This window comes from Frischella perrara (assembly GCF_000807275.1).
Taxonomy (GTDB): domain Bacteria; phylum Pseudomonadota; class Gammaproteobacteria; order Enterobacterales; family Orbaceae; genus Frischella; species Frischella perrara.
This window is the reverse complement of record NZ_CP009056.1, coordinates 758,478-770,378: the sequence shown is the minus strand read 5'-3', so window position 1 is coordinate 770,378 and position 11,901 is coordinate 758,478. Positions and strand designations below refer to the sequence as shown.

Annotated in this window: 12 protein-coding genes; 3 read left to right on the top strand and 9 right to left on the bottom strand. The window is 29.4% G+C overall.

Annotation, left to right across the window (positions count from 1 at the left end; genetic code table 11):
- Positions 1 to 99: 99 nt before the first annotated feature.
- Complete coding sequence (gene umuD / locus FPB0191_RS03360; RefSeq protein ID WP_110021798.1) at positions 100 to 522, top strand: translesion error-prone DNA polymerase V autoproteolytic subunit; 423 nt, start codon at positions 100 to 102, stop codon at positions 520 to 522.
- A gap of 1 nt (position 523) precedes the next feature.
- On the top strand, positions 524 to 1,792 hold the full coding sequence (umuC, locus tag FPB0191_RS03355) for a translesion error-prone DNA polymerase V subunit UmuC (RefSeq protein WP_039104021.1): 1,269 nt from the start codon (positions 524 to 526) through the stop codon (positions 1,790 to 1,792).
- Positions 1,793 to 1,833: 41 nt separating this feature from the next.
- On the opposite strand, the gene FPB0191_RS03350 is transcribed toward umuC, so the two are convergent.
- The 8 genes from FPB0191_RS03350 to FPB0191_RS03315 all read right to left on the bottom strand — a co-directional run bounded on the left by FPB0191_RS03350 (position 1,834) and on the right by FPB0191_RS03315 (position 8,328).
- Positions 1,834 to 2,688, bottom strand: coding sequence for a DUF6387 family protein (locus FPB0191_RS03350; protein WP_039104019.1), 855 nt, complete (start codon positions 2,686 to 2,688; stop codon positions 1,834 to 1,836).
- Between the two features lie 764 nt (positions 2,689 to 3,452).
- Positions 3,453 to 4,220, bottom strand: a complete 768-nt coding sequence (locus FPB0191_RS03345) for a hypothetical protein (protein WP_039104016.1) — start codon at positions 4,218 to 4,220, stop codon at positions 3,453 to 3,455.
- 682 nt (positions 4,221 to 4,902) lie between these two features.
- Complete coding sequence (lysC, locus tag FPB0191_RS12520; protein WP_419185254.1) at positions 4,903 to 5,118, bottom strand: Rz1-like lysis system protein LysC; 216 nt, start codon at positions 5,116 to 5,118, stop codon at positions 4,903 to 4,905.
- Positions 5,057 to 5,404 carry a DUF2570 domain-containing protein gene (locus FPB0191_RS11630; protein WP_052236732.1) on the bottom strand — a complete coding sequence of 116 codons (348 nt, stop codon included), beginning with the start codon at positions 5,402 to 5,404 and terminating at the stop codon, positions 5,057 to 5,059. Before FPB0191_RS11630 ends, lysC begins: the two co-directional genes overlap by 62 nt.
- Entirely contained in the window at positions 5,397 to 5,822 is a 426-nt protein-coding gene (locus tag FPB0191_RS03335) for a lysozyme (protein ID WP_039104014.1), read from the bottom strand. Before FPB0191_RS03335 ends, FPB0191_RS11630 begins: the two co-directional genes overlap by 8 nt.
- Positions 5,823 to 5,835: 13 nt before the next feature.
- Positions 5,836 to 6,147: a phage holin family protein gene (locus FPB0191_RS03330; RefSeq protein ID WP_039104011.1), complete on the bottom strand. Its 312-nt coding sequence runs from the start codon at positions 6,145 to 6,147 to the stop codon at positions 5,836 to 5,838.
- 839 nt (positions 6,148 to 6,986) lie between these two features.
- On the bottom strand, positions 6,987 to 7,487 hold the full coding sequence (locus FPB0191_RS03320; protein WP_039104007.1) for a hypothetical protein: 501 nt from the start codon (positions 7,485 to 7,487) through the stop codon (positions 6,987 to 6,989).
- Between the two features lie 340 nt (positions 7,488 to 7,827).
- Positions 7,828 to 8,328: a hypothetical protein gene (locus FPB0191_RS03315; RefSeq protein ID WP_039104005.1), complete on the bottom strand. Its 501-nt coding sequence runs from the start codon at positions 8,326 to 8,328 to the stop codon at positions 7,828 to 7,830.
- Positions 8,329 to 8,842: 514 nt separating this feature from the next.
- On the opposite strand from FPB0191_RS03315, the gene FPB0191_RS03310 reads away from it, so the two are divergent.
- Positions 8,843 to 9,736, top strand: coding sequence for a DMT family transporter (locus FPB0191_RS03310; RefSeq protein WP_039104003.1), 894 nt, complete (start codon positions 8,843 to 8,845; stop codon positions 9,734 to 9,736).
- 308 nt (positions 9,737 to 10,044) lie between these two features.
- On the opposite strand, the gene lepA is transcribed toward FPB0191_RS03310, so the two are convergent.
- Positions 10,045 to 11,850 (bottom strand): translation elongation factor 4, encoded by a 1,806-nt coding sequence (gene lepA, locus FPB0191_RS03305; RefSeq protein ID WP_039104002.1) that lies wholly within the window; start codon positions 11,848 to 11,850, stop codon positions 10,045 to 10,047.
- Between the last annotated feature and the right edge of the window lie 51 nt (positions 11,851 to 11,901).

The window sequence follows — 11,901 nt, the reverse complement described above, 5'->3', positions numbered from 1 at the left end:
GTTAAAATTTAGTTATTAGCATTACATAGTTTAGATATATATTTTCATTTCAAAATAAATATACTGTATATATAAACAGTTATAAGGTGTTTGTAAAATTTGAAAATAATTCAATTTATACAGGAAAATCAACATAATACATGTGAAATTCCATTTTTTATGACGCATATCGCAGCGGGATTTCCTAGTCCAGCTCAGGATTTTATTGAAAAGCGTATCGATTTCAATCAACTTATGATAAAGCATCCTACAGCAACTTATGTATTGCGAATAACCAATGATTTAATGAATGAAACATTTTTTCAAATAGGAGATTTAATTATTGTTGATTCAAGTCAGAAACCAAAACATGGTGATATTGTCATTGCCAATATCCAGGGAGAATTTATTATCAAAAAGTTATGCTTAACTCCAACATTAATGCTAAAACCAATAAAGCAAAATATTAATCCAATCATGGTTGATAATCCTGAAGAGTTAAATATTTTGGGTGTTGTCACTTACATTATTTATCAAATTTAGTATGTTTGCACTTGTTGACGTTAACTCCTTTTACGCAAGTTGTGAGAAAGTTTTTCGCCCTGATATTAATGGCAAACCTATTATTGTATTAAGTAATAATGATGGGTGTGTCATTGCACGTAATAATGAAGCTAAACGATTGGGTATCAAAATGGGTCATCCATATTTTAAAATACCATTGAACTTCATTAAGCAACATGATATTCAAGTTTTTAGTAGCAACTATGCCTTATATGCCGATATGTCTAATCGCGTTATGGAAACATTAGAAATGTTAACTCCTCGTATTGAGGTTTACAGTATTGATGAGGCATTTTGTCAATTACCTTCTTCAATGAATCATTTACCTTTAGAATTACAAGGAAAAATCATTCGCAATACTATCAAACAATATACCCATTTAACTGTCGGAGTGGGTATCGCACCAACTAAAACGTTAGCTAAGCTAGCCAACTACGCAGCAAAAAAGTGGCCGCAAACGAATGGCGTTGTTGATCTTTCTGATATTAGACGACAACATAAATTAATGACAATCACACCCGTTTCTGAAGTTTGGGGAGTTGGGAAAAAATTACATAAACAATTTAATGCAATGAATATCTATACCGCAATGGATTTAGCTCGATTGTCACCTCACCAAATTAGAAAAAAATTCAATATTATTGTTGAAAGAACAGTACGAGAACTCAATGGTGAACCATGTTTGTCTTTAGAAGAAATGATAGAGTCGCGGAAACAAATTATTTGCTCACGCTCATTCGGAGAGAAAGTAACACAATTTAATATCATGCGGGAAGCCATATGTAATTATACAGCACGAGCAGCGGAAAAACTCAGATCTGACCAACTTTATTGCCAACATATCACTATATTCATTAAAACAAGTCCTTTTAATAAAGTCACACCTTATTATAGTAATTATGGTTCGGAAGCTCTAATGCCGACTAATGATACACGTAAATTACTAGCTAGTGCTCAAAAAATATTAAGTAAGATATGGTTAGAAGGCGAACAATATCAGAAAGCAGGCGTTATTTTAAATAACTTTTGCTCTAATAAAACAAAACAATTTGATATGTTCTCCAATTATACAATGCAATTAAAGAATGAAAAATTAATGAAAACAATTGATAAAATTAATAATTCACATAATTGCAAATTATTTTTTGCATCACAAGGAGTAAAAGGTCAGTGGCATATGAAACAACAATTTTTATCACCGGCTTACACCACTCAAATTAAAGATATTGCTAATGTAAAAATAACATAGTAACTATAACAAAATAATACCATGTTATTTTTATTAAATAATCAATATAACTGTGTATACTTCTGATGATTGCCCATTTTGTGTATATAAAGTTCAAATCCTCGTATGAATTCACTTGATAATGTTTGCATGCTAAAAGGTAAAATAGTTTCACGAAAATACCTCCCCCTTTTAATTTCATCATGATCCATAGGGAAAATAATCTTAGCTAACTCTTCATAAGAAAAAAAATAGTCATTTAATTTAGCCCAAGCACATAAATCAATAATAGGTAAAACTCTATAATCAATCATTTTCTTTATAATTTTATCGCTAAACTGTTCAGATTTAATTTTTGGTGGATATATATTTAATTCTTTACGAATTTTAGGTAGTAATTCTTTAATTGAAAGCAATATCTCTTCATCCGAATAATTCTTTAAATCGATCATTATCAAAGACGCAATTTCGGAATTTTTTCTTGTTACAAATAAGCTATCAAGTACCGATTCTGGCATCCTTATCTGACCCTGTTCATAAACAAATTTATTACTTTCTAATTGTTGGTTACATAAAATTTGCAAATCAGATTTAAATAAGGCTTTTGTACAACTTGAAGAAAATTCAGTTGTTTTTCTGCTAATATCAATAATATCGTTGGTTAAATTAATATCTTGTTTAATTTTTGAATTAGAAATATTTTCTGTTAAGGTAGTGAATGGATTACCTGTAAAAATTTTTTCATAATACTGATGGTGTTCACCGTTAACTAATGAGTAGTTATTCAAATTTAAGACACCATGAAATAGAACAATTCGATTAAATAACTCATCTTTAATTCTTTCGATTGAGAATGTAGACAAACTATTGTAGTTATCTAAATTAAACCATTTATTTAATTCTTGGTATTTACCCATAATTATTGCTTATTTTGATTATTTGAAAAATTTAATTCTACATAATTCTTATAACACTGAACTTATAAACAGTATCATATCTTAAATATAATTCAAAAAGATGTGGAAATAAATAATAATCGATTTTTTAACGAATTAATTTAGTTTTATATTTAAACTATAAAAGTAAAATGATTGATTATTGAAAATAAGGCGGGCAAAGGCAGCTGATACCACCTTTGTTTTTCGGTAGGATAAGTGAAAAGAATTCAATGAGCAGATAGAAACTGCTCAGATATGATTTTTATTTACAATTAACTAATAGATTATTGAGAAAAGTAAGTATGGAAACTCACTTAAAATAAGGTTTGTCGTGGGGTAAAAAATTATTATTTAAATACAATATAATTATTGTTGTAATCGTTAACGTAGACATAAAGATATGTAAACTCAGACATTATCAGAACTAAGTTAAATAAAAACCGTATAAATGATTAATTAATTCTTATTATGTTTTTATTTGGTTAATAATTTTTTATTAGCATTATCAAATTCACATATATTTATTTGATATTAATCATAAATTTAATCATATACAATCGGAGCAATCCTTCTAAACATTAGTAAAATTAAATTTATGGATTATCTTTTTAAGTAACTAAACTCAAAATGGGTTACTCTATTTTTATACATCTTAAACTTTATATAAAAGATGGTCATAACATTGGAAAATAAAAAGTCCACAGTTACCCATGGACGTAAAGTTGAAATCTAATTCAAATTAATTATAGTAAGGTTTTATATCGTTCAAAGATCTCATGAATCTTATCAGCTTCCCGTGTAGTTACTCTGCCATCAAATGTCGCATAAAATTTCATAGTACCATTACTCGGGTTTTTTAAGGTTTGGTAAGTCATCAATGCAGGATTAAATTTTGCGTATGAACGAGCAATAACATCCTTCTTGTTAAGGGTTACATTACCATGACGATAATATAAATCACAGCCTTTAATATTAATAACATATGAGCCAGTAGTCGATTGTTTATCTTCGTCTTTTAGTACAGCAGGATAATCATTTCCTGAATTCCATCTGAATATAGCATTTTGGGAAAATGGTGCATTACCCGAAGTACAAACAATATGTGCGTGATTTTGTTCGCTTTCTCCACCCCATTCATTGCCATAAGTTGCCCCTTTAGTCATTAAGAATGCTAAAGTTAAACCTTCTCCATGTAAATCATATTGATAATGATCATATAGCTCGGAACCATTTACATGTGTAATACCATCATTATTAATTGATGGCCAGTTTGTATACCAATCTAACTGATTAGAACTGATCACACTATATTGAATATGTTTTATATTATACTGTGTCGATGCAAGATAAAATAACCCTATACATTTTTCATCTAATCCTAGTCTAACTAATTCATCAACCAATACGACTAACCAAGGGTTAATAAATGAACGTTCTGATTTATCACGATATGCTAACACATGACGTAAGGTATTTTTTTGAACACCGAAAGTTGTTAATGCATCTAACATTTACTCAGGATTCATGGATAGGAAAGATATAATAGTATTTAAATCTAATTTTTTTAAATTATCATAAACTAATGTTTGTTGTTTATCTGTCATGTAATATCTCCGTTAATAGTTGTTTAAAAATTGAATTAAATAAAAGTGATGAGTGGTTAAAAGTGCAACACTTTTATGCCTTTTTACTTTTATGCCTTTTTACTTAAGTTAATACTCGAAAATGGTTGACCATTTGGATAAATGGTAACAACTCTCGATTCGTTACATGACCGCATAGTTATCAAATAATTAACCCTTTTCATTACTAGGAGTAACTATGTTTGTATGTAAAAATGGACTTGCGTTGTTTACAGAGATAAATAAGATTGAATATATGTAAAATAACCATTTAATTCAGAAAATAAAAAAGCCCATTTTTATTATGGGCTTTGTTATTTAAGTTTAATCTGACTTAATCAAAAATGAGATTCATATTTTTTAAATTTCATATGCTTGTTCAACGGAAAATTTATTAGAAAATATAGCAAACATTTTTATTGTGTCAGTACTTCTTTGTATTTAAAACTCTTGATCTTAATAAATAATATTGTGGTGCAATCTAAATATACGTTAAATAATAATGAAATCATTAAAATGTAAGCAATTTATTTTTTTAAATAACAATCTACATACAAATTATTACAACTAGTTAATTGCCATTTAAATGATTTAATGCCTTAATAGCCCTTTTATCTTGATTACATTTCTCGATAACATTAAGTAAATGTTCATTATATTTAATACTATCACCAAATGTCATTGATTTCTTGGGCATCGACGGAAGACATTCTAGCAATAAATTCTCAGGGAGCGGTTGATTGACGAATACTTTTCGCTCTACTGTACAGGCGGTTAGCAATATCATTAGGAACATATTGATTAGCACAAGGAATATCTTTGAGTAATTCATCTAGTTTTTCCTGTAGCTCTAAGGATTGGTTTTCAAGTTCTTGTTTTTTTGCTTCATTTTGTACAATGATTTTATTATCATTAATTATTTTCTGTTGTAGTTGGTGAATTTCATTCAAAAGCTTAGCATTTTCTTTTTTATACGCTTGATTTGATTGATATAATTGATAAATAAAATATGTAGAAAAGAAAATAATCACTATAAAAGGATAAAGTTTATGCAATGTTTTTAGGTTAAGCATTGAATAAATCCTCTTCTGCTTGCCTGCGTCGAACCAAACCGGCCATTACAACATTATTAACTTTATTCCATCGCCGGAACTGCTCTGCTGCCCCAACATAATCGCCAGTATTAAGTTTAGCTAACAAGGTGGATTTATTAAAAGCAAGCACACCAATGTTAAATACTAATGAACATAAAGCATCAAATTGGTTTTGATTAATTTTTACCTTCACTAACCGATTGATAGTTCGCTCAACTTCATAGAGATCTTGCATCAAAAAACAATCTGCTTGCTTTTTAGTAATGATGTCGCTGCTCTTTACATTATTAGTATGTCCATAGCCAATAGTCCAAACGTTCGCTGAACACTTATAGGCCTTTAATTGTAATGACTCAAAAGATTTAATTAAAATCTTTCCTTTTTCACTTATGTTCATAGTTAGTACCTTTTTAATCATTTTTATCGCGAATTTTTTTGATTAAACGATCTTCTAATGCTTTAATAAACGTTGCTCCTGACCATCCAGCTAATCCAGCTATACCACCAGCAAATTCAAATGCCCAACTTAAATAACTGGCAATAAAAATGACTAATGCACCAGAAAAGATAGAAATAAATACTTGTGCTGCTAAAGACCATAGCTGGAATTTGCTACCTTTCAGCAGGTTGTAAAAATAACTGGCTAACGAGCCTAGCATTGAAATAGAAAATAAATAGACGACAACTGTCCAATTGATGTTGTCGGGATCCTTAATAGGCATAATTTCACCCAAATAAATTTGTTTGAAAATAATAAAGAAATGTGATTTTACTAATCGCTAGTTTGATAATAATTGATAATTTTCTTTATTTACGAATGATAGATAATCATAACTTTGACCGGAAAAATTAATCACTTAGCTATGCTCATATGAATGATATAACGAAAAAATTTAGTTTTAATTGATATGTTTTACTTTAAATTTCTTCGTTTAATATTCAATGATGGATATTCACTTGTGAGTAAAGACTGGTCATAAATTTATTCCGATTATACTTTTCACTTTTTTCACTAACATAAACTAAGACGTTATCAATATTTACTTTACAGCAGTATGGAAAATTAGATAAATCATTCACATTACGTGAGAGAGGTTCATTCCTATCGCATGATTTATCTAATTGTTTTCTAGTAAAATGGCCATTATTTACAGAATTCCTACTATTAAGACTATAACAAGAACCTTTATATGCGATTTTTCCAACGAGCTGTTTCCTCGTTATATTTGTTGTTGCTTCCATGTTAATTTCCTTATGGGGGATATACACTTGAATTAATATTCCCAATTTAGGGAAAAAAAAGACCTAACACATTAGCTAGGTCATATTTCAATTTTCAAGTTTAGTTTTCTGTTTTTAAAACAGTTATAATTATAATTTAAGATATAATGATTGATTATTAAGATTCGTATTAATCGAAATTATATAAAGATTGTTATTATCTAAAGGGAATAAATAAAAAACTAGGGATATAAGAAAAGGTTTGTGAATTAGAATAGATAAAAGTAATCTATTTTCATTATGTTATTTAAATTATTTTCCCATGTCAAGTTTTAACACATTAATTGATTAGATTGTCAAAATAGGATAGTTGGTTAACAATATAACTATTAAATGCATGCAACTTCCTATGAATTGTACTTTTCGATTGCTTAACAACTTCCGCTATTTCACATAGTGTTAAGCGTTGACTCCAATCCTTGCCATCAGCAACAATATCAATCCCTTTGTAATAATATTCGGCTATTTTTTGTTGTTCTCTTAAACTTTTCTGATTCGAATTTTTAGCTTCAAGCATACATTTATCAATAAAATTCATTTCATTTTCAACAAAAGTAAAGCTCTTTTTTGGATATAATTCATTAAACATCAAACTTACATTTTTAAAACCGCAGCGGCTAGAATAAGAATTACAAATTCCCCAAGTTTTCAACAATTCAATAGCTTTATTTTGTAGATTTTCTTTATCAAGCTTTTCTAATAATAATTCTTGACGCTGAAGATATTTAAGTAGAGTTGTATTATTAATGGGCTCAAATTCAATCTGCGTTATTAACGGCATTATTTATCTCCTTCATCTTTATTTTAGGAAAAGCTAATGTTGAGTTTATATTTATTATTATAGGCATGTTATTTCCATGATTAGCTAAAATAAAAAACCCGACCATGAGTCAGGCTTATTTTCAAACTAGATAATCGGCTTTAAAACAATCCGAATTATAAGTGTTGATAGATTATGATTATTAGGCAGCTAATTAATACTAAGCAAATTAGTAGATTATATTGTTCTGAATGGGAAAATAACGATCAGAAGAAGTTTAAGGAAAAATAGTAAGATAATTTAATTACAAATCCTGATACTAATAATAATAGCTAAACTTCTTTCCCATGTCAATGAACAATTAAATGTTAATATTTTCTAAATTAGATAGTTGACTAACCACATAACTATCAAATGCACGCAATTTCCTATGAACAGTGCTTTTCGATTGTTCAACAACTTCCGCTATTTCACATAGTGTTAAGCGCTGACTCCAATCTTTGCCATCAACAACAATATCAATCCCTTTGTAATAATATTCGGCTATTTTTTGTTGCTCTCTTAAACTTTTTTGATTCGAATTTTTAGCTTCAAGCATACATTTATCAATAAAATTGATTTCATTTTCAACATAAATAAAAGTTTTTTTAGGATATAAATCACTAAACATTGAACTTATATTTTTAAAACCACATCGGCTTGAATAGGCATTACAAATACCCCATGTTTTTAACATATTAACAGCTTTATCTTGTAGATTTTGTTGTTCGAATTTCTCCAATAACAACTCTTGACGTTGTAAATATTTAAGTAGGGACGTGTGAGTAATGTTCTCAAATTCTGTCTGTGTTAGCGACGACATTATTTATCTCCTTAAACATGATATCCTGTACAAATTAACTGTATATTTATACAGTTATTGTTACATAGAATAGTAATTAGATAAAGAAGATAAAAGTCAGATTCTAAAATTTAATTCACAGATATTAACTGATGATTACTATCTAATATGCCAGTTATTTTATGACAAAATATTTCACGATTAGTTTCACATTTAATAGATAATATAAATTAATATATCTACATTGATATTAGAATGTCTATTTAAATTGAACGAGCCTATTTTAAATTTATTAGACAATGTAAATTCAATACACTTAGAATAAAATCAAATATATCAAGTAGATAAAAAGATATTTTTTTACACATCACATTTACAGATAACAGAAATCTGGGTTATCTAAATTCCTATTTATTTAAATGACAATTTTTGCTCAATTAAATATTTTAAATAATCAAATAGCCTTGTCTTTATCAAAAGATCACGTTATAAAGCGAGCTTTATTTAGTCTAATCTTATAAGTAATTGAGGACTTATGTTACTATCAAAAACAATGCAAGGACACTTAACTGCCTTGATGACTATATTGATCTGGGGAACAACATTCATTGCTACCAAAATATTGCTACTTGAATTCAAACCAATCGAAATTTTATTTTTCCGATTTACTCTCGGGTATATTACACTTTGGATTTTATTCCCGCGTTGTTTTGCTTGGCAGGGCTTTAAACATGAATTTATGTTTTTATGTGCTGGATTGTGTGGCGTAACCTGTTATTTTTTATGTGAGAATATAGCACTTACATATACTACTGCTTCAAATGTGGGAATTATCACCAATTTGGTACCGATATTTACGGCAATATTGGCGATTTTTTTTATTAAGAGTGAAAAACCAGGAGGTAATTTTTATCTTGGTTGTCTAATTGCTATTATTGGCGTTGGATTAATTAGTTTCAATGGCAAATTCGTCCTTTCTATTAACCCATTAGGTGATCTGCTTGCGGTATTTGCTTGTTTATTTTGGGCGTGTTACTCAATTTTAACCAAAAAATGCAGCAATGATGGTTATCACATCATTCTACTCACTCGACGATTCTTTTTTTATGGTTTGATCCTAATGTTGCCGGCACTTTATTTATTTAATTTTGAATGGAAATTATCTCGCTTTACGCATCCTGCCAATTTATTCAATATCCTATTTCTAGGTGTCGGTGCTTCAGCTATTTGTTTCGTTTCTTGGAACTATGCGGTTAAATTAGTTGGTGCTGTTAAAATTAGTATTTATATTTATTTAATACCAATTCTTACGATTATTGCTGCAATTCTAATTTTAAATGAACCATTTACTTGGATTACAGCTGTAGGTTCTTTATTGACCCTCTGCGGAGTAATATTATCTGAAGGTAAGATTAAATTAATAAAATGATAGTTTTGGAACGTATAACAGCAATTTAAATCTATTAAAGCAGTATATTAGTCTTTGTTTAATTGTAATAGCGAGTGATTGGAAAATGATAAAGTTAAGATGTCCTTAATAAACAATAAGTAAGATATATTGTCAAAAAGTAGACATCTCAACTTTATTAGTTTTATAGAAATAATTACTTTCTAATTAACTAGAAATAAAATAGCTAACTTGTTTAAAATTAAAAAAATGATTCTTTACTGATTGTTAGTAATGATCACCAAAATCCTAAGCAATGGCAGCAAGTCTTAATCAGGGTATGTCTAAAATTAACGAACATCCAATACCGCATGAAATGCCTCTTGTGGAATATCAACACCGCCAAATTTACGTTGTCTTACCTTATTATCCTTAATATTTTTAGCTATTTTTTTCTTCTTAGACGTAGAACCGGAGTAGCCTTTTCCTGTTACACTTTTGCGTAAGGGAGGAATATCTTCACGAGCAATGACTTTGTTCTCCACGACCGATTGTACTGGCATTGGATAGAGTTTTCTTGGGATCACATGTTTCATTTTTTGTACAATCTGTTTACCTCGTTCAAAACTCTTATCTCGGGGTAAAATAAATGAAAATGCATCAACCATTTCATCATTCAGCCAAATATCCATTTTGACAAGATCAGATACCACATAACTCCTATCTCGATAATCAATTGATGCATATCCATGTGTCAACGATTTAAGCGAATCATAGAAGTCGTAGGCAATTTCTGATATTGGCAATTTAAAAATCAACTCAGCCATTTTGTTATTTAGATAAACCATATCAACATAACACCCTCGTTTTTCTTGGCAGAGCTCCATAATTTCACCAATATTCTCCATTGGAATAATAATTGCAGCATCAATAAATGGCTCTTCAATATAATCTATTTTTTCAAAACTAGGTAATAACATAGGATTGTTAATAGTTGCTATTTCACCATTTTTTAAAGTTACGCGATATTCAACACTCGGAAAAGTAGAAAGAATCTCAATACCATATTCCCTTTCCAATCTTTCCTGAATAATTTCCATGTGCAGAATGCCTAAAAATCCACAGCGAAAACCTACCCCTAAAGCCATTGAATTTTCCTGTTTATAAATAAACGCGGAATCATTAAGCGCAAGTTTTTCGACCGCATCTTTTAGTTTATCCTGATCTTCATTTCTGATTGGAAATAAACCGGCATAAACCATCGGTTTTACTTCTTTATATCCGGGTACAGCTTCAGTATCAGGGATATTAGGATTAATGATAGTATCACCAACTTTAATATTTGAAACGACTTTAATGTTAGTTGAAATAAAACCAACTTCCCCAGCATCCAAAGCTTCGACCGATTGCATTTCAGGTAAAAATACACCCACTTGCAACGCTTCAAAAACTAAGTCACTTTTTAGCATTTTGATTTTCATACCTGCACGAATCGAACCATTAAAAACACGAATATGCAATACAACACCGCGATAAACATCATAATGGGAATCAAAAATCAATGCTTGCAGTGGTTTTTCACTGTTGCCTTTTGGGGCAGGAACATGCTGAATAATAGATTCAAGAATGTCATCAATGCCAATACCATTCTTAGCAGATGCTAAAATGACATTGCTAAGATCTAAACCGTCAAATTCTTCAAGCTCTTCCAATTCTTTAATTACACTTTCAGCATCCGCATTTGGCATATCTATCTTATTTATAACGGGAATGATGGTTAAATTCTGCTCTAATGCCAGTTTTAAATTAGCAATTGTTTGTGCTTGAACGCCTTGAGTTGCATCGACTAATAACAATGCACCTTCACAAGCTGCTAAACTACGAGAAACCTCATAATTAAAATCAGTATGACCTGGTGTATCAATGAGATTAAGTTCATATTCAATATTATCTGATGCCTTATAATACATCCGTACGGTTTGCAATTTTATGGTAATTCCACGTTCCCTTTCGAGATCCATATTATCTAATAACTGTTCTTTCATTTCGCGTTCAGAAACAGTATTAGTTGTTTCAATTAATCTATCAGCTAGTGTGGATTTACCATGATCTATATGAGCAATGATACAAAAATTTCGTATATTATTTGAGTTCATTTTTCTTTTTTCACATACTATTTTAAATAATTGGACTGAACTATAATAGTT